The organism is Streptomyces sp. NPDC028368 (assembly GCF_055565615.1).
Genome location: NZ_JBVHTY010000025.1, coordinates 1 through 22,792, shown reverse-complemented (window position 1 = coordinate 22,792; position 22,792 = coordinate 1). Strand labels below are relative to the sequence as shown.

Annotated in this window: 26 protein-coding genes and 1 pseudogene; 12 read left to right on the top strand and 15 right to left on the bottom strand. The window is 67.9% G+C overall.

Annotation, left to right across the window (positions count from 1 at the left end; all coding sequences use genetic code 11):
• Window positions 1-2: 2 nt before the first annotated feature.
• The 3 genes from ACZ4S3_RS37240 to ACZ4S3_RS37230 form a co-directional block, all read right to left on the bottom strand.
• Window positions 3-152, bottom strand: coding sequence for a GNAT family N-acetyltransferase (locus ACZ4S3_RS37240; protein ID WP_467942897.1), 150 nt, complete (start codon window positions 150-152; stop codon window positions 3-5).
• 550 nt (window positions 153-702) lie between these two features.
• Complete coding sequence (locus ACZ4S3_RS37235) at window positions 703-1,074, bottom strand: GntR family transcriptional regulator (RefSeq protein ID WP_467942895.1); 372 nt, start codon at window positions 1,072-1,074, stop codon at window positions 703-705.
• Window positions 1,071-1,859 carry a hypothetical protein gene (locus ACZ4S3_RS37230; protein WP_467942894.1) on the bottom strand — a complete coding sequence of 263 codons (789 nt, stop codon included), beginning with the start codon at window positions 1,857-1,859 and terminating at the stop codon, window positions 1,071-1,073. Before ACZ4S3_RS37230 ends, ACZ4S3_RS37235 begins: the two co-directional genes overlap by 4 nt.
• 1,218 nt (window positions 1,860-3,077) lie before the next feature.
• Here ACZ4S3_RS37230 and ACZ4S3_RS37225 point away from each other — a divergent pair.
• Window positions 3,078-3,551: a hypothetical protein gene (locus ACZ4S3_RS37225; protein WP_467942892.1), complete on the top strand. Its 474-nt coding sequence runs from the start codon at window positions 3,078-3,080 to the stop codon at window positions 3,549-3,551.
• Here the strand turns inward: ACZ4S3_RS37225 and ACZ4S3_RS37220 are convergent.
• From ACZ4S3_RS37220 to ACZ4S3_RS37210, 3 genes are all read right to left on the bottom strand, one after another.
• Complete coding sequence (locus ACZ4S3_RS37220) at window positions 3,545-4,000, bottom strand: hypothetical protein (protein ID WP_467942995.1); 456 nt, start codon at window positions 3,998-4,000, stop codon at window positions 3,545-3,547. The two genes, ACZ4S3_RS37225 and ACZ4S3_RS37220, sit on opposite strands and share 7 nt — an antisense overlap.
• 442 nt (window positions 4,001-4,442) lie before the next feature.
• Window positions 4,443-4,862, bottom strand: coding sequence for a hypothetical protein (locus ACZ4S3_RS37215; protein WP_467942890.1), 420 nt, complete (start codon window positions 4,860-4,862; stop codon window positions 4,443-4,445).
• 39 nt (window positions 4,863-4,901) lie between these two features.
• Complete coding sequence (locus ACZ4S3_RS37210) at window positions 4,902-5,360, bottom strand: hypothetical protein (RefSeq protein WP_467942888.1); 459 nt, start codon at window positions 5,358-5,360, stop codon at window positions 4,902-4,904.
• A gap of 1,099 nt (window positions 5,361-6,459) precedes the next feature.
• On the opposite strand from ACZ4S3_RS37210, the gene ACZ4S3_RS37205 reads away from it, so the two are divergent.
• A protein-coding gene (locus tag ACZ4S3_RS37205) for an IS5 family transposase (protein WP_467942886.1) occupies window positions 6,460-7,268 on the top strand; the annotation gives its coding sequence in 2 pieces (ribosomal slippage) (window positions 6,460-6,777 and window positions 6,780-7,268; 807 coding nt in all).
• A 51-nt stretch (window positions 7,269-7,319) separates the two neighbouring features.
• On the opposite strand, the gene ACZ4S3_RS37200 is transcribed toward ACZ4S3_RS37205, so the two are convergent.
• Window positions 7,320-7,763 carry a MarR family winged helix-turn-helix transcriptional regulator gene (locus tag ACZ4S3_RS37200; RefSeq protein ID WP_467942884.1) on the bottom strand — a complete coding sequence of 148 codons (444 nt, stop codon included), beginning with the start codon at window positions 7,761-7,763 and terminating at the stop codon, window positions 7,320-7,322.
• A 95-nt stretch (window positions 7,764-7,858) separates the two neighbouring features.
• Between ACZ4S3_RS37200 and ACZ4S3_RS37195 the strand changes: the two genes are divergently transcribed.
• The 3 genes from ACZ4S3_RS37195 (at window position 7,859) to ACZ4S3_RS37185 (ending at window position 10,295) form a co-directional block, all read left to right on the top strand.
• Window positions 7,859-8,107, top strand: coding sequence for a hypothetical protein (locus ACZ4S3_RS37195; RefSeq protein WP_467942882.1), 249 nt, complete (start codon window positions 7,859-7,861; stop codon window positions 8,105-8,107).
• Window positions 8,101-9,561, top strand: coding sequence for an MFS transporter (locus tag ACZ4S3_RS37190; RefSeq protein WP_467942881.1), 1,461 nt, complete (start codon window positions 8,101-8,103; stop codon window positions 9,559-9,561). The genes ACZ4S3_RS37195 and ACZ4S3_RS37190 overlap by 7 nt, the downstream gene beginning before the upstream one ends.
• Before the next feature lie 122 nt (window positions 9,562-9,683).
• Window positions 9,684-10,295, top strand: coding sequence for a transposase (locus ACZ4S3_RS37185; protein WP_467942879.1), 612 nt, complete (start codon window positions 9,684-9,686; stop codon window positions 10,293-10,295).
• Window positions 10,296-10,328: 33 nt separating this feature from the next.
• On the opposite strand, the gene ACZ4S3_RS37180 is transcribed toward ACZ4S3_RS37185, so the two are convergent.
• Entirely contained in the window at window positions 10,329-10,790 is a 462-nt protein-coding gene (locus ACZ4S3_RS37180) for a pyridoxamine 5'-phosphate oxidase family protein (RefSeq protein WP_467942877.1), read from the bottom strand.
• A 310-nt stretch (window positions 10,791-11,100) separates the two neighbouring features.
• Between ACZ4S3_RS37180 and ACZ4S3_RS37175 the strand changes: the two are divergent.
• The 3 genes and pseudogenes from ACZ4S3_RS37175 to ACZ4S3_RS37165 all read left to right on the top strand — a co-directional run.
• Window positions 11,101-11,286 (top strand): annotated as a pseudogene (locus ACZ4S3_RS37175) (transposase); the annotation flags it as partial.
• A gap of 177 nt (window positions 11,287-11,463) precedes the next feature.
• The gene (locus ACZ4S3_RS37170) at window positions 11,464-11,709 is read left to right on the top strand and encodes a hypothetical protein (RefSeq protein WP_467942875.1); all 246 of its coding nucleotides are present in this window, start codon (window positions 11,464-11,466) and stop codon (window positions 11,707-11,709) included.
• 122 nt (window positions 11,710-11,831) lie between these two features.
• Complete coding sequence (locus ACZ4S3_RS37165; RefSeq protein ID WP_467942874.1) at window positions 11,832-12,491, top strand: hypothetical protein; 660 nt, start codon at window positions 11,832-11,834, stop codon at window positions 12,489-12,491.
• 117 nt (window positions 12,492-12,608) lie between these two features.
• Here the strand turns inward: ACZ4S3_RS37165 and ACZ4S3_RS37160 are convergent, their stop codons facing one another.
• Both ACZ4S3_RS37160 and ACZ4S3_RS37155 read right to left on the bottom strand, forming a co-directional pair.
• Window positions 12,609-14,567 (bottom strand): hypothetical protein, encoded by a 1,959-nt coding sequence (locus ACZ4S3_RS37160; protein ID WP_467942872.1) that lies wholly within the window; start codon window positions 14,565-14,567, stop codon window positions 12,609-12,611.
• A 680-nt stretch (window positions 14,568-15,247) separates the two neighbouring features.
• Window positions 15,248-16,150, bottom strand: a complete 903-nt coding sequence (locus tag ACZ4S3_RS37155) for a LysR family transcriptional regulator (RefSeq protein ID WP_467942870.1) — start codon at window positions 16,148-16,150, stop codon at window positions 15,248-15,250.
• A gap of 188 nt (window positions 16,151-16,338) precedes the next feature.
• Here ACZ4S3_RS37155 and ACZ4S3_RS37150 point away from each other — a divergent pair, with 188 nt between their 5' ends.
• Window positions 16,339-16,644 carry a DUF1330 domain-containing protein gene (locus ACZ4S3_RS37150; RefSeq protein WP_365020092.1) on the top strand — a complete coding sequence of 102 codons (306 nt, stop codon included), beginning with the start codon at window positions 16,339-16,341 and terminating at the stop codon, window positions 16,642-16,644.
• A 544-nt stretch (window positions 16,645-17,188) separates the two neighbouring features.
• Window positions 17,189-17,347 (top strand): hypothetical protein, encoded by a 159-nt coding sequence (locus ACZ4S3_RS37145; RefSeq protein ID WP_467942868.1) that lies wholly within the window; start codon window positions 17,189-17,191, stop codon window positions 17,345-17,347.
• Between the two features lie 760 nt (window positions 17,348-18,107).
• Here the strand turns inward: ACZ4S3_RS37145 and ACZ4S3_RS37140 are convergent.
• Window positions 18,108-18,785, bottom strand: a complete 678-nt coding sequence (locus ACZ4S3_RS37140; protein WP_467942866.1) for a response regulator — start codon at window positions 18,783-18,785, stop codon at window positions 18,108-18,110.
• Between ACZ4S3_RS37140 and ACZ4S3_RS37135 the strand changes: the two genes are divergently transcribed.
• A complete protein-coding gene (locus ACZ4S3_RS37135) occupies window positions 18,708-19,148 on the top strand; it encodes a Tn3 family transposase (protein WP_467942983.1) in 441 nt (146 codons plus the stop codon). The genes ACZ4S3_RS37140 and ACZ4S3_RS37135 overlap by 78 nt on opposite strands.
• Here ACZ4S3_RS37135 and ACZ4S3_RS37130 read toward each other — a convergent pair.
• The 4 genes from ACZ4S3_RS37130 to ACZ4S3_RS37115 form a co-directional block, all read right to left on the bottom strand.
• Window positions 19,067-19,468, bottom strand: coding sequence for a VOC family protein (locus ACZ4S3_RS37130; RefSeq protein ID WP_467942864.1), 402 nt, complete (start codon window positions 19,466-19,468; stop codon window positions 19,067-19,069). The two genes, ACZ4S3_RS37135 and ACZ4S3_RS37130, sit on opposite strands and share 82 nt — an antisense overlap.
• Complete coding sequence (locus ACZ4S3_RS37125; protein ID WP_467942862.1) at window positions 19,465-19,986, bottom strand: cupin domain-containing protein; 522 nt, start codon at window positions 19,984-19,986, stop codon at window positions 19,465-19,467. The genes ACZ4S3_RS37130 and ACZ4S3_RS37125 overlap by 4 nt, the downstream gene beginning before the upstream one ends.
• A 48-nt stretch (window positions 19,987-20,034) precedes the next feature.
• Window positions 20,035-21,291, bottom strand: a complete 1,257-nt coding sequence (locus ACZ4S3_RS37120; RefSeq protein WP_467942860.1) for an MFS transporter — start codon at window positions 21,289-21,291, stop codon at window positions 20,035-20,037.
• A 96-nt stretch (window positions 21,292-21,387) separates the two neighbouring features.
• A complete protein-coding gene (locus ACZ4S3_RS37115; RefSeq protein ID WP_404053585.1) occupies window positions 21,388-21,981 on the bottom strand; it encodes a malonic semialdehyde reductase in 594 nt (197 codons plus the stop codon).
• Window positions 21,982-22,099: 118 nt separating this feature from the next.
• Between ACZ4S3_RS37115 and ACZ4S3_RS37110 the strand changes: the two genes are divergently transcribed.
• A complete protein-coding gene (locus tag ACZ4S3_RS37110) occupies window positions 22,100-22,606 on the top strand; it encodes a MarR family winged helix-turn-helix transcriptional regulator (protein WP_467942858.1) in 507 nt (168 codons plus the stop codon).
• Window positions 22,607-22,792: the final 186 nt, after the last annotated feature.

Below are 22,792 nucleotides of genomic sequence, written 5' to 3'. Positions count from 1 at the left end.
GGTCAGCCTTCGAAATCGAAGCCGACGCGTTCCAGCAGGCGGGCCGAGGGGGTGTTGCGGGCGTCCCATTCGGCGGAGACCCGTTGCAGTCTCCGGAAGAGGTGGCCGAGCGCGACACGGATGACTTCGGTGGCGTACCCCTGGCCGACCACACGCCTAACGTCTGCGGGGCCCGGGATCGTAGGCCGGCCCCAGGGCATGGGAATGGCCGATGAGCCTGCCTGATCCGGGAGCATCCATCGGTCGGGCAACTGCACATCGGCCGGATGATCGCTCATGCCGCTCGGGCGAGCCTGGCTCCTCCCCGCGGATTCCCCGGCTTGTTTCCGGCCCGGATTCCCCGGGTGCAACGCAGCACAGCGGATACCCGAATGCTTACCCTGCCTCGGATACCCGCCGGTGAGCAGGGCTTCTTCGCTGCGCGCCGGACACGGGCATCACAGCGCCGCAGCGCATCGGCCACTGCGCCGTGCGCTGCACATCGCACCGCCATGACTGACCGGCCACCGTCGGCCATGGCGCATGGCCGACGCCGGTACACCGGTATATCGGCCATCGGCCATGCAGCGGGGACCGGCCATGGCCGATGCGACGCGAACTCGGCCATCGCCGGTGTGCTCCTCTTCAGCCACCGGCCATCGGCCACGACGCCCATGAACGCCGGCCGCGACCGACTACGGCGGGCCGCACCCCGCAGCGACATCAGCCCAGTGCGGCTTGTACTGCGGCGAGGATGGCTGTCTCGTCGGCACCGGTCGCGCGGGCGGCGGCGACGTATCCGTGAGCGAGCTGGGTGAGCTGACCGGTGTCGGCGCCGGCGGCCCCGGGCACGGCGGCGACTCGGGTGCCTGCTCCACGTTTGGTGCGGATGAGGGCTGCGGCTTCCAGCTCCTTGTAGGCACGGGCCACGGTACCGGTGGCCAGCCCGAGGTCGGCGGCGAGCTGGCGGACGGTGGGGAGCCGTTCGCCCTCCGGGAGGCGGCCGCTGCCGATGAGCGCGGCGAGTTGGGCCCGTACCTGCTCGTACGGCGGGACCGGGCTGGTCGTGTCCACACGCACGGTCGGACCGGTCAAGGCTGCCTCCGGGGGGCGGAGAGCGGGGTGGCAAGGACGAACAGGGACCACACGGCCGTGCAGCCGGCCGTCACTGCGACCGGCAGCAGGATCCAACCGACGGTGTGGGACGCGGGCCCGAGGCAGGAAAGCGAACGCAGCGCGCCTGATGCGAAGAACGCGGCGCCGGCGAGCGGAGCGGAAACCAACAGTCCCCACGCGGCGGTCACCGCGAGCGCCCGGTCCCGGCGCTGTTCCTCGTCGGCGGCGAGCAGCGCCGAGTCGCCGTCGAGGGCCGGTCGCCGCGTGATGCGGTAGAGGGCGTAGCCGCAGGCGGCGCTGCCTACGCCGAGGGCGCCAAGGATCGGGATGCCGTAGAAGAGGCCGGGCCAGGGGCCGCGTGTCTCGGTCAGTTGGCTGCAGGCCGCGCTGAGTGAGCGGCCCGCCCGGCCCATGTCGTCCGCGGACGCGGTGAGCGCAGCGCCCGTGAGCAGGGCGATGAGCGCGGCGGCCTGGGTGGCCAGAACCAGGGCGAAGCGCTTTGGGAGGAAGTCGCGGATTCGGCGCGGGGTGAGGCCTGCCCGGCGTACCGGCCCCTGTTGCTTGGGCATCAGGGCGTCTGCGGCCAGGACGCCCGCCACTGTGCAGATGCCGAAGACCGGGATGGCGTGGAGGATTCCGAGCCCCAGGCGGGCGCTCTGGGCGATCCCCCAGGCCAGCGCGGCGCCGAGCGCGAGACCGCCCCACCGGGCGAGCAGATCGGCGCGGGCTTGTCGGTGCGGGTTGGTCAGGGTGGTATCGAGCATGGTGTCCCCCGTCGTGGCGCTTGTATCAAGTATCGAGTACAAGATGACGGACACCGCGTCTTGTGTCAAATGAGTGACACAAGACGCTCGACTGGCGTTGGCGGTACCCCGACCTGCCGGTACCCGAAAGCTCCACGCCCCACCTGCTCGATGTACGCAGCGCCGAGGTCGACCACGTCCACGGATACGTGCACCACCGTGCCGAATCAGTCGGCACGACCCCGCGGGCCGCATCGCAAGCCTCACCCGCCTCATCCGCCAAGCCGCCACCACAGCCACCACAGCCACCACAGCCACCACAGCCATCTGCGACGGCACCGAAAAACACCAAAAGCTCGCTCGACGCCACCCGCCTCGACCACCTCACCGAAACCCACCACCGCCCGCGCACAGCCAACCACCCACACCGACAGCCGGTCCCGGCTCGCCCCGACCGAGCCCGGCGACAACGCCAGGAGCCAGGCTGCGCCGCACCCTGCTCTGTGTCGTCACAAACCCCAGCCGTCAACTCCCCGCCCTGACCACTCCCCCACCCTCAGCCGAAAACCACCGAGGACCGCTCACCGTCGAAGCCCTCAGCCAGGCCTGGGACTGCACCCTCGCCGACACCGCAGGCAAATCACTCTGGGCCCACATCCAGCTAACACCGCCCATCGCCCGAGCCAACGCGCGCTTCGCGGACCGCCACTGATCCACGCACAGGGACGCAAGCAGTATCAGCCCACCGCGTCGGTCGATTGCGAGCCCCGTCATCAGTCCCAGGCGCGAGCGAGGGCGAGCCGGATGGTTGCAGACCGTCCGGACCTCCAGCGGCCACATGCCCGGCGCAGACCCCAAAGGCACCATGCCGTGGACGGATGGCCGGCTATGTACGTGTGAGTAGCGGTTCAGGCTCAACTTCTGCGGAGCTGCTCGAGTCCGTACCCGGGGCACTCTCCAAGGTAGGTGCTGACCTGACAGTCTGTGACCACACCTGCTCAACCGACCGGTGCCGCGGCACCGACACCGACACCGACACCACAGAAGTTGAGCCAGAACCTGAGTAGCGGCTCTGGCCCAAATTGTGTGGAGCGGTTGCTCTCCGTCGCAGTAGTGCCTCGGACAAGCGCTCAGTCGGTGAGATCACCGGTTTCGGACGGTCCACCTGATGCACCGTGGTCGACGAAGCGCAGAAGCTTTGGGCCGGCATGTCGGAAGCGGCCAGTAGCCTCAGGCACCATGGGCATTCAGATCGATGCAGTGGTGGGTTACCCGATCAACGATGAGGTGGAGAGGGTGCTCGGGTTGGCCGAGGCGGTCGGCGAGCCCGTCACTGTCACGTTCATGTGGGAGGGGCGTGAAGAGGCAGAACGCGCGGTGCTAGTGCCCGCGGCCACGCTGGCGCTCTGGGAGCACTGGGCCCCCACCGCCTACCCGATGACTGGCACTGGGGAAGAGAACCGGGCTGTGGCGGAGGAGCCGGAACTGGCCCACCCAGCGGAATTCGGCGCGTTCACACTCTTTCGTCGCCGCGTAGGAGGGCGCACGGCGGTTGCTCGCAAAGGCGTGGTGGTCGCCGAGCTACTGGACCCCGACGAGGCGCACTGGCTCCAGGAAAAGGCCCGCAATGTCCGACAAGGCTTCATGGATCCGAAGCAGAAGGCGGCGTTCGAGGAGTTCCTCGCCCGGCAGGCATCCCTCGACGATCAGTGACGCGCCGACTCATGCTTCGTGGCTTTGAAATTGATCTTCGGGCTCTGGTCCGGTCCGTATGGTGTGGTGACGCCCGGCCACGCCAACAAGACACGTTTGCGGAGGAGTTCGAAGCCTGCGCGGCCGAACATCTGACGCTTGAGCATCTTGATGTGGTTGACATGGCCTTCCACGACACCAGAGTGCCAAGGCAGGGTCAGGCCGGCGGCGACGACGTCAAGGTCGCGTTCAAGGTCGGCGTGGAACCGATCAGGCAAGGTGGCCGCCAGACTCTGCAGGCCCTGCCCCAGGCCGAGGGCGGAGCCGCTGAGGGTGAGGAAGTCAGGGCTGTAGCCGCCCGGCTGCGCAAGCGTGAGCAGAGCACGGGCCGACCTGCCGAGCCGGCGCAGCGTCCGCCGCCACCAGCGACCGAACACCCGCACGCCGTCCCTGCCTTGGAGTAACTGCATAGCAGGACCGCCCACAGCGCGTCGGGCCGCTCGGCTATATACGTCCTCGCGAGCTCTTCCACACTGAAATGAATGCGTAAGGTCATCCGCGCCCCCCAGCTCCCCAAGCACCCCAACGCCCCGCTTCCCTGCTCCAGACACCGCCAGCGGCAGGAGCCCCCGGCGGCGCGGCTGGGTCGGCGCCCTGGGTAGGGCCGAGGGCATCGTCGCCATTTCCCTGTTGGATCGACGTGTTGAAGCGGATCGAGCAGGGGTGGACGCGTGCCGGGTTGGCGTACGTACCGGGTGCCGAGGGACCGCTCGGTGGCGGGGGATCGCGTGCTCGGCGGCCGGGGGGTGAGGGGCGCTGCCGACAGTGGGGCGCCCTTCCGCGGGGCGCACTTGTCGCCGCCCCGCGAGAGGGCGCAGTTGTCCGGGCCGCTGAGCCTGCCGGACCCAGGGCCTACGGCACGTACTTCTCCCAGGCGCTCCAACCGCCGGATTCGAGCTGGGAGTAGATCCGGGTGCTCCCCGCGGTGACCGCGTAAATCCGGTGCTTGCCGGTCGGGCGGATCTCGTACGTGTCCATGGTGTACGCGGCTCCGTTGCTGACCCGGACGGGACCGTTACTGCTGCCCGAAATCCGGTACACGTAGGAGTTCGGCGGGCTGACGAAGAACACTTCGTCCCTTATACCGTCGCGGTCCCAGTCGGCATTCACCCACTTTCTTCCGCACACCACGGGAACGCTGTGCCCGAATGCCTCGATCCGGCACTTAAAGTCCGAGGACGGGCTCTGCGGAGCGGCTTGCGCGGGCGCCGCCGACATGGTGATCGCCCCCATGGCACATGCGGCCAGCATGGCCAATGTGCGAGAGTTCACTGTTCATTCCCCCTTGTGATTACCGACGTACGGGGTCGGCTAGCCGCGCAGGTGCGGATTCCGCACCCATTTCGTGTGCTGCTTCTCCTTGGTCCGGGACCCGAAGAACTCGACACGCGCATAGGCCAGCCGCTCGTCCTGCGCGAAGTAAGTGAGGAAGACGTCACGCCATTCCTTGCACGCCTTGTCCCCGATCGGAACCTGGAAGATCGACGGGGCGGTTCTGGTGCTCGCGGCACCGCCCATGGTGACGTACCCCTGGAGCTGGGCCGTCGCCTGGTCCTTGTCCCCCGGCGTCGCGTCGCACAGCTGCAGAGTGATGTCCTCGAGGCGGTTGGCGTTCGCCCACGCGCCGCTCCAGTCCACCCTGATGTCGCCGGCCGTTCCAGAGGGAAACTGTGTAGCGGCCAGAGCCGACCCGGTCAGCGCCGTCGTTGATACGGAGATGGCCGCAGCGATTACAGCGATCCCCTTGGCCGCGGTCCTGTTGATTCTCATATTGCAGTCCATCCCCCGGAGTTGGTCGTGTGGCCCTTGCGATCGGCCAGCGAAGACGCTAGCAGCGGTTCGCATACAGGGGTAGAAGGAGACAAATTCCGTAGCGTCGCCTTCCGCATGCCCGCTGGCGGGTGGCCTACCACCCGCATCCCCCCCGCAGCGCCCTCCCCAGCAGCATCGGGAATTCCTCGAACTCCGGTGCCGCAGCCCCCGCTGCCTTAGCCCCGTCGTCCCACCGCCGCAGCCCTCCTCGCTGGTGGAGCAGCGTTGCGCACACTCCGCGCGAGGTCCAAGCGGTGATGCGCCTTCCTCTCGAGATCATGCGCACAGAAACCGATCAGAGGTAGGTGGAGGCGGGCGAGGAGAAGTCGAGCGGCATATCCGCGGCCTGCTCGCTGAGCTCGGCATCGAAGTGACGTCGTGAGCACGGCCACCGGCGTACGCGTCGCGGCGTTGCACCGAGCCGTGCTACCGACTGAGCTGTCTGCCGGGCGAGCCACTTCACTTCAACACGCTGAACTTGACAGAGGCTTCGGCTTCACGCTCGCAGACTTGTCGGCCGTCGGCGGACCGTCGTCGCTTCCGCAACCGGTCAATAGAGCCGCGGTCAGGACCAGAGCCGTCCCGCTGATGAATTTGCGCATATCTGCCCCTTGCAGACGAGTAAGTGATCTTAGGTCTGCGTACTGCTGCCATGCGTACCAGGTCTGGTCTGCCGACCTCACGGGCATGGGCATGAAGCGCGGAGGGGGCATGAGATCAACGCCCACGAACGAAGCAAACGCCGCCGCTCAGGCGCAGCGCAATGAGAATCCGCCAACACGCACGAGAACGAGTGAGAATCCGACAGCTTCAATGGGGCAGGACACGAGTAGAGACTTCGCGGGGCCGTTGAGCGACAAGTTGATGACACGTCACTTGGACAACGACATGACGGATGACCTGTGGGGTCGGGTCGAACCGCTGCTGCCGGTTCGCACTCGGCGGGAGCGAAATACGGGCCGGCTGCCATTGGATGACCGTAAGAGCTCGTAACACGATCTTGTTGAGGTGTCCTGGTCGGGCGTGACTGGTAGGCCGATTCGGCCGTTCGTGGAGTGTGAGTACTCGGCCGTGGATCGTGGACGATGACTTTTGGGTGCTGATCGAGCCGTTGCTGCCACTCTGGCCGGAGAAGGCGCCAGGCCCGCAGCCGGTGCCGGACCGGCTGTGTCTGCAGGGCGTCCTGTACGTCCTCCACAACGACATTGCCTGGCAACTGCTGCCGTTGGAGCTGGGGTTCGGCTCGGGGCAGACCTGCTGGCGGCGCCTGGACCGGTGGCAGCAGGCCGGGGTCTTCGACCAGTTGCACCGCATCCTGCTTGCTGAACTCAACGCTGCCGGCGAACTCGACTGGTCACGCGCATGTGTGGATGGTTCTCACATTCGGGCGAAAAAGGGGGGGCCGGCACCGGTCCGTCGCCGGTCGACCGGCGGAAGACGGGCAGCAAACACCACCTGATCTGCGACGGGAAGGGCACGCCTTTCAAGGTCATCACCACTGGAGCCAATGTCAACGACGTCACCCAGACCCTCACCCTCGTCGACGGCATCCCGCCCGTGGCCGGACGGCCTGGCCGCCCGCGCCGCCGCCCCGACTCACTTCTCGGCGACAAGGGCTACGACTCCAACCCCAACCGGCGAGAGCTGCGTAAGCGCCGGATCCTGCCGGTCATCTCCCGCAAAGGCGCCCCGAACATCAAGGGCCTGGGCAAACTCCGCTATGTCGTGGAGCAGACCTTCGCCCTCCTCCACCAGTTCAAACGTCTCGCCGTCCGCTGGGAACGCCGCACCGAACTCCACGATGCCTTTGTCTCGTTGGCCTGCGGCCTCATCTGCTGGAGGCGATTGAAGAAGCACCGATCGTGATCGTTACGAGCTCAAACGGAGGATGCCGTCCGGCACCGACGGCCGAAGGAGTCAGTCCGGGGGCATGTCGATGAGCAGGCGAATACCGTCGATCAGCGCCTGCGCCTGCCCATCGGGCCAGTCCGCGATCCGGCCCGCAAGATGCCGGGTCAGCGCGTTGCGGAGCCCAGTGACCGCGGCGCGACCCGCGGGCGTCAATGCGAGCAGGGTGACCCGGCCGTCGCAGGGGTCGGGACTGCGCTCAAGCAGACCCGCGCTTTCGAGCCGGTCGGCATAGCGACTTGCGCCGGATCGGTCGATACCGACCTCGTCGGCAAGCCGCGCCGCCGATTGCGGTCCGAGCCGAGCTAGCCCACTGAGTACCGGGTAGGTCTGACGATCGACACCCGTCGGTGCCGAGTCGAGGACCGCGTCGTAGAGCGCGCTCCGGTTGCGCCGCAGCAACAGCTGTCCCAGCGCTTGCTCCAGGTCCTGTGCCAAACCCGTATTCGCCATCCAACAATAATACGTGCGAAGCGCACGGAATGGCGTAGGCTGTTGCGTGCAAGTCGCACGTACTTCTCTTGGGAGGTCTCATGGTCATAGGTCATGTGCTGACCCGGCGGATCATCGGTCAGCCGGACGACGCTGCGGTCGACATCGCGCGCTACTTCCAGCCGTCCGACGTTCAGGTCACCGATGGCGTCGTCAGCGACTACTCGGAGTTCGTCGAGCACATCACGCAGGTTCTCCGAGGCGCGTTGCTCGGCCTTGCAGACACGGAGCTCGCGGCACTGATCGGCGCGGGCGAGGTTGTTGAGCGACTGATGGGCACGCGGCGGACCGAGGGGGCATGGTGATGACCGCGAGGCGTCGCAGCGCACTGATCGGGCCTGTGCTGGTGCTGGCCACGCTGGTCTCCAGCATCATCAGCTCGTTTGGTGCTCCGCTGATCCCCACTGTTGCTCGCGATTTTCATGAGTCGCTGAGTACGGCGCAGTGGTCGCTGACCGTGGCGCTGCTGGTCGGCGCGGCGAGTTCCCCGGTCCTGGGCCGGCTCGGCGACGGCCCGCGACGGCGAGTGACGTTGCTCGGCGGCTTGGCCGTGGTCACGGCGGGCGGTGTCGTGGCTGCGCTGGCAGGTGGCTTGGGGATGCTGCTCGTCGGCCGCGGACTGCAGGGCGTCGGGCTCGGACTGGCGCCGTTGGCGATGGCCACCGCCCGGGAAGAACTGCCGCAGGCCAAGGTCGCGCCGATGATTGCGCTGTTGTCGGTATCGGCGGGGGCCGGCCTCGGCGCCGGTTACCCGATCAGCGGGTTGCTCGCCGAGGCGTGGGGATTGGCGGGTGCGTACTGGTTCGGCACGATCGTGTCCGGCCTCGCGTTGATCTGTGTCGCCGCAGTCGTACCGTCGAGCGCGGGGCGTAGCGCCCCCAACCGGCTCGACTGGGGCGGCGCCGTGCTGCTCGCGCTGGCGATGGTCACCGCACTGGTGGCAGTGGCAGAGGGGACGCAGTGGGGCTGGGGCTCGCCGGCGATCATCGGCCTGTTGGCCGTCGGCGTAGTGCTCTTCACGGTGTGGGCCGTGCAGCAGCTGCGTGCCGGGAACCCGCTGGTTCAGCTGCGTCTGCTGCGCCATCCATCCGTGCTTTCCGCCGATGCCTGCGCCATGGTGCTCGGCGTCGCGATGTACATGGTGCTTTCGGGGGTGACGGAGTTTGTGCAATCCCCACGCTCGGGCGGATTCGGGTTCTCCGCATCGGCCGTCGTGGCCGGCACCGTCCTCATCCCCCTGTCCTTCTTCATGCTGATCAGCTCCCGCACACTGCCGGCCTTGGTGACACGCATAGGGATCCGGGCGGTGCTGACGCTGGGCTGCCTCGTAGCCGCGCTGGGCTGCGGATTCTTCGCGGTCTTCCATGGCGCCCTGTGGCAAGCCTTCGTGATGACGGGTGTCCTGGGAGTGGGACTGGGCACCACCTTCGCCGCGATTCCCGGTTTGATCGTGCAGTCGATCCCCGCCCGAGAGACAGGCAGCGCCATGGGCTTCTACCAAGTGGTCCGCTTCACCGGCTTTTCCCTGGGCAGCGCGCTCACCGCCACCATCCTGGCCGCTCATGTCAGCGGCAACGGCCAGCCAACGGTGGGCGGTTACACCATGGTGCTGTGGTTCTCCGCCGGCTTCTGTGTCCTCGCCGCCGCCCTTGCCTGGTTCCTGCCCGCCCGATGCACCCGGCTCACGCCCGCGGAGCGCCTGCCCGCCGACGAGGTCCGGCTACTGGAACAGACCGACGGCGACGACGTCTTGTCGTAGGCAGACGACCCGCGCCAGGACGTCGTCCACCATGCACGGCCGAGTACTCACACTCCACGAACGGCCGAATCGACCTAGGGCGTGTATCGGAAGTGGATCTTGAGGTGGGATGATCTCGTTCTGTGGCACGTGGAGATCTGACGGATACGCAGTGGGCCCGCCTGGAGCCGCTATTGCCCAGGGGCAAGAAGCCGGGCCGTCCGCTGATATGGACCAGGCGGCAGCTGATCGACGGCATACGGTTTCGCACCCGCACTGGCGTCCCGTGGCGAGACGTCCCGGAGGGATACGGGCCCTGGTCCCGGGTGTACGACCTGTTCCGCCGCATGTCCATCGTGATCACCGCTGGACAGCGCGGGGACTCCCCGCAGTTCGAGCCCGTCCTGAAGAAGGTCCGCGTAGCCCGCCTGGGCTCCGGCCGGCCGCGGACCCGGCCCGACCGGGTCCGCGCCGATAAGGCGTACGCCTCCCGCAAGAACCGCGCCTACCTGCGCCGACGCGGCATCCGCTGCACTATCCCGGACAAGGTCGACCAGGCCCGCAACCGCAAGAAGCTGGGCTATCGCGGCGGTCGGCCGCCCACATTCGATGCCGAGGACGACAAGGCTCGGCATGCGGTCGAGTGCGGCATCAATCGCCTCAAAAGGCACCGCGCCGTGGCCACCCGCTACGACAAACTCGCGGTCCGCTACGAGGCGACTGTCCTCGTAGCGGCCATCAACGAGTGGCTGTGACCAGCACATTCGAACTACGCTCAGGGCCCCGTGCTATCCCAGCCACGCCCCATCGCGCATGACGACCCTGCCACGCAGTTCCGGTTCTCCGCGCCAGGCGCGCACTGTCCGCGGCGCCACGCGCAGGTACAGGAAGGGGGTCTCTTCCGTACGCGGATCCCAGCCGAACTTGCCCGCGAACGCATCTGCGGCATCCTTTGGCACTTCCCGCGCGGGATAGCACTCCGCCTCCCCCTGCAGCAGCACCACATCGACGGTATCCGGCAGCGCCAGCCGTACGCGCGGTTCCTTGCGTACATTGCGCGCGGTCGCGGAGTCTGCGCCGGTACACATCCACGCCGCTTGCCCGTCCCACAGGAACCAGAGTGGCACCTGGTGCGGGCCGTGGTCGGGGTGGGCCGTCGACACCCATATGTCGCACTCTGAGCCGAGCCGTTCCAGAGTGTCCCGCCTGCGCTCCGCCGCGTTGCGGCGAATGATCTTCGTAGCTTGCATGGACGCCGACCTTAGCCAGCAGGTTCACGGTGCGCATGGGGCGCAGGTCCTAGGCCCGGAGACGGACGGCTGTCCAGGCTCCCACCAGCAGCGTCACCACGAGCGTCAACATGGCGGACAGAACGCGTCACAACACGACCGGAACTGAAGCCCAGAGATGCCAGGACATTCGATACACGCCCTACCAGTCACGCCCGACCAGGACAACCTCAACAAGATCGTGTTACGAGCTCTAAGTGCCTGTAGGGCATCCTGTTCGTGCTGCACACGGGTTATCCAATGGCAATGGCTGCCCCAGGAGCTCGGCTTCCGGCGCGGCACACCGCACGGCTCCGGCCTCGGCGTTGTCCGCTGGGTGGTAGAGCGCACGAACGCCTGGATCCACGGATTTCGCCGCCTGCGGATCCGCTGGGAGATCCACGACGACATCCACGAAGCCTTCCTCAAGCTTGCCTGCTGCGTGATCACCTACCGACGTGTCAGAGCATTCTGTTAGCTCCTCTGAGCCCATGAACGCGCAGCTCGCTGACCTGCGCAGGAGGAGAGGTAGGCGAGAGGTTTCGTAACATCGCCGGACGGCGCCGGCGGTACGCCCAGGTGCGAGACGGCAAGGTCATTCACAGCGCCCCGGTGAGACGAAACGGTCTGAACAGCCTTCCTGAACACGAGCGCTGTGCCTGGTGCGCGCAATGGCAGAACCCGGCCGGACCTCGGCCGGACCTCGGCCCGTCTTTCGGCGATGGTGGCCGAGGCCGAGGCGGTCATGTGGGAGGAGCACGGCCACCAGGGCGTGACGACGCTCCTCATGCACACGGCACTGCTGACGGCGGAGACCGTGCAGGATCTGGCGGCGGTGTCGGAGTCTCCTGCTGAGGCGTATGTGGATGCGGTCGAGCTGGGCAAGCGCCCGGAATTCTGATGACGGACGGCCGGCGCCCGCGTCGAAGATTCCCGCATCGGTCACCGGCCGAGGGCGTCAACGCCGTCGTGTTAGCGTCGCGTCCGGCGCGCAGCTGCCAACCCGACGCAGGGAGGTTTCCGATGGCCGACAGTCTTGAGTGGATCGGACAGCACACGTACGGTGCACCGTCCGCGCACGGGATGTTGGGCGGGATCTCGTTGACCGCAGTGCACGGGATGCCCGTCGCGGATCTGCTGCTTCAGCTCGGCGCCGGCCAGGATCAGATATCCGCGGCCGTCCCCTACCGGGACTTCGACCGGAGCGACGGGGCGCCCTGCATGTACGGGACATCCGGTGACTGGTCCTATGTCCTGGAGGACCGCGGCCGGTGCACCTGGGCAGAGTGGTTCCACGACGGGGGTAACCGGGTCGACGTCGGGCCCGAGGAACAGCTGATCTGTCTGAACGCGAACACCGCCGTCAACCCCAGCTATCTTGCGTACGCGCCCGGGGACGGCGGGGTGCACGTGCGGAACTTCGGCGACGACCTGACGTCCTACCCGCAGGCCGTACCGGGCGGGGGCCTGGCCCGGCTGGGGCAGCGCCTCAAGTCGGCAGGCGCCGTGTGCCCGCCCGGCTACACGATCCCTCAGTGGCATGCCCTGCTGGACGACAGCTGCGGGGGGCTGAATGCCCTGGTGTGGCAGACCATCGGCGAAGCCCTGGGTATCCGCATCCCCCGCGCCCAGGTCGAGGCCGGGCAGCTGTCCGCCGTCCGGCTGGCCGGGCCCTACGACTGATCCGCCCCGCCCCAACGACAGCGGGACCCCACCGGATCCCTGTCCGGTGGGGCCTCGCTGCTGTGTGCCGTCGCGCTGCGGGTACGCCCCGCTGTGGCCGTACCGGCAGCGCCCAGGTCAGGGCTGCTTGATGCCCATCGTGCACCGCCAGGCGTCAGCCGTCGCGGTCGAGCAGCTGCCGTCGATGCCGGTCTCCAGCCAGTACGCATCCTTGTCCATCAGCCGCATGTTCGCGACAAACCCCATGGAGAACGCCCCCATGGATCCGCGGTTCTCGCTGCCGGAGATGGACGACCTGCCGCACACCGACGAGAAGTTCGCCTTGTAGCCAGGCAGGTTCCTGATGTGGATCTTCCCGTCAACCTTGGTGGCGTACGACTGGATGCACTGCGATCCGGACGTGACGGGGTTCAGGCCGCCCAGGTTCGCGGGCTGGCCGCCGCTGTTGTACGACGCGTTGAACGTGAACTCATCGCAGTCAGGGACGTCGGTCGAATCCCGCATCGCGGCCGGGTCGTAGTTGGTGCGCGCCCATCCGTCCTCGTCGCAGATGACGGCGCGGTTCTTGCCGTCGCGTCCGCCGGGCAGGTAGTACAGCGGGGTACCCATCGTCTCCAGACCAGGCGTCTTGGGCGTGGCCTGCTGAATCAGCCAGGCGTGCGCGGCGGCCTGCGGATTCTTGCCGGCGTTGAACGTGTACGTCGGCGCGTAGTTGGGGATCACGCAGCCCGGTTTGGCGAACTGCGCCGTCGTGTCGCAGCGGATCGTGTCGTAGTCACTGACCCCGCCGAGCGACCACTGATAACCGATGGTCTGAATGGTCTCCTCGCCAACGGGGTCAATGATCCCGTTGATCTGCACGTCCGGCTTGAACTCATAGATCTTGTCCGGGACTTGATCTTCCCACAGGTAGCCGGACGTCAGCCAGGCGACGTGGGTGTCACCGGCCGTCCACGACGGCTTGCCCTTCCACGCCGCCGGGTCCGACTCGATGGGCTCGCAGTTGTCCTCGCACAGGTGCTGATAGACACCCAGCTGGATTTCCTGGAAGTCCGCGGGGATGCTGATCGGCTTGACGGTCAGCCTCTCGGAGAAGCTGTTCACGCCGTCCAGCTGGATCAGCCGCTGGAACAGGAACCACGCGGTTGCCTGCACCTGCCCGTCCTTGCGGAAGAACGCAGGCACACGCCGGTTCTCGCACAGCAGATCACGGGTGGCGCGGACCAGCGTCAGATCGTCCTCGCACCAGTCGGCGACACCGGCCGCGCCGCCCTGGTCGGATGCGGCCGGGACGCTGCGCGCGATCTTGGGCGCCTTGGACGTGGGGACCGGCGCACCGAAACACACCTGCCCGCCGTCCTTGCTGACGGGGCCGCACTGCTCCTTGCCCTTCTTCGCAGTGGCGGTCTTGGCGGCCAGCGGCGTCGGGTTGACCACGTGCGGCTTTTCCGGGTTGCTGCTGGGCAGCTGAATCGTCTGGTTCGGGTTGGGGCTGGTGTCGTCCCGCGCAGGCAACGTCAGGTCGATCCCGGCCCGGATCGTGAACGTCGCCCACGGCGACCAGGTGGTTTCGTACAGGCTGCCGTCGAAGGCGTTGGTGTGAAACATGTACGTGGTGTTGTTCTTCAGTCGGCCGGCGGCCACCTTGATTTCGGCTTTCTTGCCGGAGTCCACGTACGGGGACACCTGCACGCCGTACGGGTTGGTGTCGACCAGCTTGACCTTCGTGCCTGGCGTACCGTCCGCGTTGGCGGTCCACACCTCGAACGTCAGGTTGGCTTTGTCCCCGTCCGGATCGGTGACCGTGTTCCGCAGGACGGGCGTGATCGTATTGACCTGCCACTTGCCGCTGACGTTGCGGAACGGCTGCCCGGCCTCGGGCGTGCGCCCGGACACGGGGCGGCCCCCGGCAGCGACGGCTGCGGGTCCGACGGCCTCGGGTCCGTTGACGTGGGGTGGCGCGGTGGACGGGGCGCGCGGTGCGGGTCTGGCGGTGGCGGTTCCGGCGGCGGCCAGAACGAGCACGGCACCGGCTGCGATACAGCGCAGCGCGGCCCTTGTGCGTGCGGCTTGCATGATCCCCCCAGGAAAGGAATGAATGTTCGATCCAATCCGATCCGATCACGCTCAACTCGCTTAGCACAGAGGCGAATTCACCGACCGGTGCACCATCCAGTCGTGTGGTCCCACAACGAGTCCGGATCCGCGACGCCCCCAGCAGCGCGTCGCCTTCGCCCGGCCAACAGAGAGGCGTTTTTCTGGGCGCATGCTTGCGATTGGTGTCGGTGATCCAAAGCGGCCCAGTGTTGGTGTGGCGATGCTGAGCTGCGATGGGTGCGAGGTGCGGCATGGCGGAGATGTGGACGTGCCTCCCCGTGGGTCACACCATGATTTCGGGCCCTGTCATGAACCGTGAGGCAATGGAGCGGGCCATGTCCGAGTGTCTTGCGCGCGTCGCCTACGCGGGCCGGCACATCGAGCGAGATGACATCCAGAAGTGCCCTGGCTGCCGACCGCAGGGCTGTCGAGCAAACTCCGAGACCGGCACGCTTGGTGCCTGTTGGGAGTTGTGAGAGCGGGACCAGCCTCCTTGACGCCAGTTTGGCGTTATCGCAGCCAGATTCAGCGTCAGGATCGGGGAGCAGGCAGCGTCGGCTCTCCTCTGGCGATGAGGGAGCCCCGTCCGGCCGCCTGCAGGGCGGCGATCTGTTCGGCCTCGCCACCGCAGGCGTCCGTCTCGCTTGACCTCTTGCGCGTCAGTCCGGCAGCCAGTGCAGCTCGTGCGCCAGGGTTTTGGCGACGGCACGGATGCGGCGGTGTAGCGGCGACTGCTCGCGTGGGAGGACCAGGTGGATCGTCAGGCTGGGTGCGCCCCGCAGCGGTCGCCAGGTGAGACCGGCCGGTTGTGCCGTGACCGCGGCTTCTCCGGCCGGGGCGAGGGTGACCCCGTCGCGCAGGTCGCGCTGAGACATGTCGAAAGAGACTGCGGGCGTGTGGAACCGGGGGTGTGGTCGGGTGTCTCGGAACAGTGCGGACAGCTGATCGTGGATCACGGGGTTGGCCGCACGGTCCGGGAGTCGCAGCGGATACGCGGCCGCGTCGGCGATCTCGATCTCCGGGTGTTCGGCCAGCGGATGGTGCTGCGCCAGCTGGACCCCGACGCGCATACGCCGCAGCAGGAACCGGCGCACGCCACGGCCCGGCTGTTCACCGCGGGTGATCCCGGCATCGATGCGGCCGTCGGCGACCGCGGGGGAGATCTCCGGTGTCGCCATCGGGACCGCGCCGACCTCGAGTCCGCTGTTGCCGCGAATCAGCCTGTCCACCAGGGCCGGTGCCGTCTCGGCCCCGGCGCTGAGGCTGTATCCGATGCGCAGCGTGCCCAGTTCACCGGCCGCCGTGCTCCGGGCGGTGTCCCATGCCCGGTCCAGCGCCGCCAGCGCGGGCGGCGCGGACTCCGCCAAAGCCACACCGGCCGTGGTCAATACGACGCTACGCGTGTTGCGGACCAGCAGGGCCGTACCGAGTTCCGCCTCCAATCGGCGCATCCGGGCGCTGAGTGCGGGCTGTGCGATACCGATCCGTGCGGCCGCGCGGGTGAAGTTCAACTCCCGCGCCAGCACCAGGAAGTACCGCAGGCTCACCGTATCCGGCGCCACGTGCCCTCCCTGCCGATTGATAACGATCCGTTCTGAGTCTATCCCGTACCGGTCTTTCCCTCGACCGCACATCAAGCCCTAACCTGCACATATGACGATTCAACTGACCGCAGTACCCGTCGCCGGGATCGATCGATCTGAGTGTCAATTCGAAGTCGGACGTGTCCGGCCGAACACAGGAGGTTTCCATGGCTAAGGGCTACTGGGTCAGTGTCTACCCCGCCATTTCCGACCCTGAGAGGCTGACTGCCTACGACAAGCTGGCCGGTCCGGCTGTCCAGGCTGGGGGCGGGCGCGTCCTGTCCCGGATCCCGTCCCGTGGCGGTCGAGTCGTCGCCCACGAGGCCGGAATCACGCAACGCGTCGTTCTGATCGAGTTCGACAGCTTTGAACAGGCCGTCGCGGCATACGAGAGCGAGGCATACCAGAAGGCGCTGGTGGCCCTCCCCGACGGCGTCGAGCGCGACTTCCGCATCATCGAAGGCATCGACTGACCGGCGGGCCCAGCCATCGCTGAGCATCCGTCACCTGATACGCACACGGTGCTGAAGGACGACTCACGAGACGAGTTCGAAGCCATGCCCCGCGTCCCAGTTCGTCGTCGACGTCCTCGACGGCCTGACTCTGTCGGGCGGATCGAAGAAGCGACGCGACGTCCGGGCCAGCTGGACTGTCTCGCTGACCTCGTCGACGAAACTCACCCTCGCCCGAAGCGAACCGCGAACCGCTTCTCACACGACAGATCGGTCCAGCGAACACAAGGCTTCGATGACCAGGGGCGCATCCTGCATCCATCTGCCGTGTGCCCCGTCGGGGCTACTCAGAGTACTGATATACAGTTTGAAGAACCGCAGGTCAAGACCTCTTTCGAGGGGTTTCGATCTGCGGTTCTTCTGTTGTTGAAGTAGCCCAGGGGCGCGCCTGGCTGCGCCAGGATGGCGCACTGGAGCCGGCCGCCCTGCTTCGGGGATCAGGTGGTCATGCCACAGATCTACCGCGAAGGCCCACGGCGGACGCCCCAAGGTCATCGACGAAGACATGCTGACGTTCGCGCAGGCGCTTAAGGACAAGGGCGTCCCCGTGCCCGAGATCGCCAAGAAGATCATGATCAAGACCGGCAAGAACGCCGGGCGACATCCCTCTGTCGCCTCGCTGTACCGCGCCTTCGCCGACGCCGAACCGGACAAGCACGGGTAACCGGCGGGAACGCCCGCCGTCAACGGCGTCCATGACGTCGGTCAATGCTAAAAGCCAACCACTGTTCCATTGCTCCCCGAGGCCGGGATCGGAGTGAGACACAACCCGCTGCTGCGACGCTGACCATCCGAGGAGCAGCCCTCGATCACGGGCGAGACGGTCTCACATGGACACGTCTCATGCCGGGCTATCGGGCGTATCCGATCCGGGCGCCGACGGCCGACGCGAGGAGAGCCGTCAAAGGTTGTTGTCGGCTGACGCTCACTCAGCAGGTGTTGCCATGCCGCCAGCTGACCAACGAGGTCCATCAGTTCCCGACACCCCGTTCTCCGGCCGCTCTTGGCAAGTTGGCGGCTCCCCAGCGCCCGGCAGAGCTACGACCGCCCCCCGAAGGCCAGGCCGAGCTGCCGCTGCACGCCTGTGACTGAGCGCTTCACCCGGCGGGGATCGCCAGCTCAACCGCTCAGTCCCGCCAAGTCGATGGCTCACCCACCAGGCGAAGCGCTCATGTCCTGTCTCGGCGAACCGAGTCGACGTCACACGCAACCCAGTCGCCAGGAGGCCCTAACGGGCTGGAGCAACTGAGCGGCCTCGCGACCACACTGGAGCAAAGCTGAGCGGCCTAGCGACCACATTGGCACTCGCCGCTCCCGCCGCGGCGGTGTACGAGCAGGCGCCCGAGCTGTGCGAGGGCGGGGTCCGTGTGCGTCTGCACCCCACGGCACCCGCGTCCTACACCAGCTCGGCTCCCGGAGTGCCCTCAGTGCGATCCGGCCGAGACGAGGCCCAACTCGTTGGCGGCGATGACCAGTTGGGCTCGGTCTCGGCAGTCGAGTTTGGTCAGCAGACGGCTCACATGGGTCTTCACGGTGGGCAGGCCCAGATACAGGCGGTCGGCGATCTCGCTGTTGCTGAGACCGCGGGCGACGAGGGTGAAGACCTCCCGCTCCCGTTCGGTGATCCCGGTCAGCTCCGGGGCCGGGGTGCGCGTGGGATCGGCGCCACCGGCGAACTCCGCGATGAGGCGGCGGGTGACCGAAGGGGCGAGCAGTCCGTCGCCGGAGGCCACGACGCGGATGGCGGTGAGCAGTTCGCCGGGCGGTGTGTCCTTGAGCAGGAATCCGCTGGCTCCGGCACGCAGCGCCGCGTAGACGTAGGCGTCCCGGTCGAACATGGTCAGCATGAGGACACGGACGTCCGTTGTGGCGGGCCCGTGGCAGATCTGCCGGGTGGCTTCGATGCCGTCCGTCTCCGGCATCCGGACGTCCATCAGGACGACGTCGGGGCGCTCGCGCCGGGCCGCCGCCACCGCCTCGCCGCCGGTGGCGGCCTCACCGACGACGCTGAGGCCCGGCTCGTCATCACCGACAACGATCCCGTCGAGCAGGAGAAGACCGCGAAGTTCAACGCCCTCCTCAGCAACGCGGAGATCTTCCATAACGCTCTCGACATCGCCGAGGTCGTCCGTCAGGTGCAAGCCGAGGGCTGGGAGATCGGCCCGGAGGACCTGGCGCAGGTCTCGCCGTACCTCACCGAGCACATCCGCCGCTTCGGCGAATACTCCCCCATGGACTCGGCCTCCAGCCCGAGGCGTACGACCCGCACCTGGACATCGACTTCAGCCCGCTCCGCGGCGACGGCCCGCCCGCACCGGACGGCTACAGCAAGGCGTCCTGATCCAGGCGAGCGAGTCCGCCGTGCCGCTGTGAGGCCGCGGGTTCAGATGGTCCAGTTGCGTGAGCACAGGACGAGCAGGTACCCGTCGGGGTCGGCGACGGTCACGCCGTACTTGTCCCAGTAGGGGTTGTGCGCGGGAACCCTGGTGCCCCCATTGGCCTCCAGGCGGTCGACCAGGGCTTGGTCGACCGGGGCACCGAGGTAGACGACGAACAGATCGTCCACTGTCGGTGTGGGCTCGAGCGGCCGTTCGGGGTCATGTGTGAGTTCGAAGTGCCAGGCGGCGCCCGGCGGGCCGACCATCAGGAGGTCGTGCTCACCCGTGACGCGCTCAGTGGAGCGCCACAGGATGTCCAGGCCGAGACCGTCTGCGTAGAAGCGCTCGGCGGCTGCGAGGTTCCGTGAGGGCCGGGCCACCCGGATCCGGGTCGTGGAGTCGATCACGTGGAACGCTCCAGGGCGGCGCGCCAGGCCGGGCTGTCGACGTAGTGGTTGTCGAAGCGTTCCGAGGACTCGGCGATCTCCTTCGGGTCTGCCTCGCCGCGCATCACCCGGCCGAGCAGGCGCAGGTAGTCGAACCTGCCCATACCGGGGGTGAAGACGAACAGGACATCCGCTTCGCAGCCCGGGGCGGCCGCGAAGGCGTGCGGGGTGTGGGGCGGTACGGCGAGGAAGTCGCCTGCCTTGAGGACGGTGACTTCCTCGCCCACCAGGACCTGCAGGGCTCCGCTGATGACGAAGAAGAGTTCTGATGCCCGGGTGTGGAAGTGGGCGGGCGCACCTATCGCGCCCTTGGCGAAGGTGGATCGGTAGCTCGTGCAGCCGCCTGCGGTGCCGTCCGAGTCGGCCAGCAGGGTCATCACGCTGCTCGGGTCGGCACAGGTCTCGGCATCTGCATGGCGGGTCAGCATCGCCTCGAGCGGGGTCGTGGTCGCGGGCATGGTGGGAGTTTCCTCGTTCATGTTGGTGATCCTAAGTGCGAGGGTGGGACGGGACTTGGGCGAGGTGTGTCAGCCGCCCAGCGTGATCAGGGCTGCGATCGCCGGGCCGAAGGCGCCGCCCAGCTGGTAGCAGAGGTTGAACAGGCCGATCGCTGTGGGGCGTTGAGTGGTCGGCGCGGCCTGGGTGGCGTATACGGCGAGCGTGGCCTGGCCCGCGCTCGTGGTGAAGACGGCCAGCGTCGCGACCAGCAGGAGCAGCGGCGCCCAGGGGGTCAGCACGGCGGTGAGCGGGGCCAGCGCTCCGACCGTGAGCAGGATCGTCAGGACCCGTGGGCGGCCCAGCCGGGCCGAGGCCGCGGCCAGCACCATGGAGAGCGCGGAGCCCGCGAGGAGGGCGACCAGTTGGCCGGTGCCGATCGTGGAGGTCGACCAGTCGGTACGGTCGCGCAGCAGCTGCGGGATGGTGAAGAGCAGCGTGAAATACGAGGTCGCGAAGGTGCAGGCGAGCAGGGCGGAGAGGGCAAAGGCCCGGGTGCGCAGCAGCGTTGCGGGGACGAAGCCCGTGGGATTGGACCGGATGTGCAGGGCCAGTAGCACGGTCATCAGCAGCGAGGCGGCCACCGCCGGGAGCGGATAGCGCGGGATGAGTACCAGGGCCGTCGCCGTCAGGACCAGGAGGGCGGCACCCCGGCCGTCGAAGGGGGTGGTCTGCTTGGGTGCGGACAGGTCGGCGCGGCGCATGACCGCCGGCAGGGCCAGGAGGGCGACCACCCCAACAGCGAGGGACACCCGCCAGGAGGCCGTGCCCGCGATCGCCGAGCCGAGCAGCGGTCCGACCGCGCCCAGCGTCCCGAAGCCCGCCGTGATCACCCCCATTCGGCGGACCGAGCCTGCCAGGCTCATCGCCGCGGTGACCAGGCCCGCGCCGCCCACCGCCTGGGCCGCCCGGCCTGCCATGGCCAGCGGCAGCCAGGGCGCCACGGCGACGACCGCGGTGCCGGCCACGATCAGGGCCGCGCTCAGCCGGAGCGTGTTGCCCAGGCCGCGGCGGCGCAGCAGGCCCGCCATCAGCGGGGTGCCGACGGCCATGGCCCAGGCGAAGACCGTGACGAGCCAGGTCGCCGTGGCCGTACGGATGCCGAGCGAGTCGGCCATGTCGGGCAGGATCAGGACCGGGCTGTTGGCGCTCGCGGCGACCGGGGTGGCCAGCAACGCCAGCCATACGGACGGGACGTGGCGCGAAGCCGGCGTGGCGGGCGCGGTGGCGGGGGCCGGTGCCTGCGCGGCCGGGCGGGGGCGGGGGCGGGGGCGGGCGAGCAGAGACATGGCAGGCTCCGGAAGGTGAGGGGGTCGGCGTGGAGGGCTCAGGGAAGTCAGGAAGGCGGTTCAGGCAGGCCAAGCAGCTCACGCAGCTCGGGCGGCTCAGACCGTGGTGACGACCTCGTGGTAGGCGAGCCGCGGCGAGCGCGGGAACCAGGCGTCCGCTCCGGGGCGGCCGATGTTCACGACCATCAGAGGCGTGTGGTCGTCGTCCAGGAACTCCTTCTGCACACCCGGGAAGTCGAAGCCGGTCATCGGCCCCGCGGCCAGCCCCGCCGCGCGCACACCGAGGATGAAGTACGCCGCCTGGAGCGTCGCGTTGAGCAGCGCGGACTCCTCGCGGACCGGGCGGTCGGCGAAGAGGAGGTCCTTGGCCTGTGGGAAGTGCGGGAGCAGCGCGGGGAGTTCCTCGTGGAACTCGTTGTCGGCGGCGAGGACCGCGATCAGCGGCGCGGCCGCAGTCTTGCGCCGGTTCCCCTCGTCCATGAGGTCCACGAGCCGCTCGCGGGCCTCGTCGGAGCGGACCAGGACCACCCGCAGTGGCGACTGGTTGTAGGCGGTCGGGGCGTACTTGACCAGGTCGTAGATCGCCTGGACCTGGTCCTCGGTCACCGGCTCGGCGGTGAAGGTGTTGGCGGTGCGGGCCTGGCGGAAGAGGAGGTCCTGGGCGGTGGGGTGGAGAGCGAGCTCGGACATCGGTGGTGCTCCTGTCGTTCAGCCTTGATAATCTCAACGTTGAGATAAAAGCAGCTCGACTCTCTCAACGTCAAGTGTCTTAACGTTGAGAAGATGTCCATTGAGAGGAGTGGCGGCGATGAGCGATGCCGTGGACGCGATCATCGGTCAGTGGGCCAAGGAGCGCCCCGACGTGGTGGACGACCTCTGGCCGGTGCAGCTCTTCGGGCGGATCCAGCGGCTGGCCCGGGTGGTCGACAAGTCCGCCAGGGCCGCGGCCGCCGCACACGGCGTGGAGCACGGCGAGTTCGACGTGCTCACCACGCTGCAGCGCTCCGGGCCGCCCTACACCCTCACCGCCGGGGCCTTCATCAAGGCATCCATGGTGACCTCCGGTGCGATCACCAACCGCATCGACAAGATGGAGGCCAAGGGCCTGGTCGAGCGAGTACGTGACGGCGACGACCGGCGCACCATCAAGATCCGCCTCACCGAACACGGACACGAGGTCACCCGGGCCGCCTTCGCCGACCATCTGGCGAACTACGCGCAGCTGCTCGCCGACGTGGACCGCGACCTGGTCGACAAGACCTCCGAGGGCCTCCGCCAAGTGCTGGAGACCCTCGGCGACACCACCATCAAGTAAGGACTGTCCGACAGTCCGGGAATGCACACGGTGAGCCGGATGTGATGGCCGTCGCACCCCGTTCGTGATGCCGCCAGTGCGCGACGTCCGGCTAATACTGCAACCGCATGTGGCGTGACGGGTGGCGGCGGTGTTCGTTGATGTGACTGTGTGAACAGTCGCTGACGGTTGGGCAAATCGAGTCGT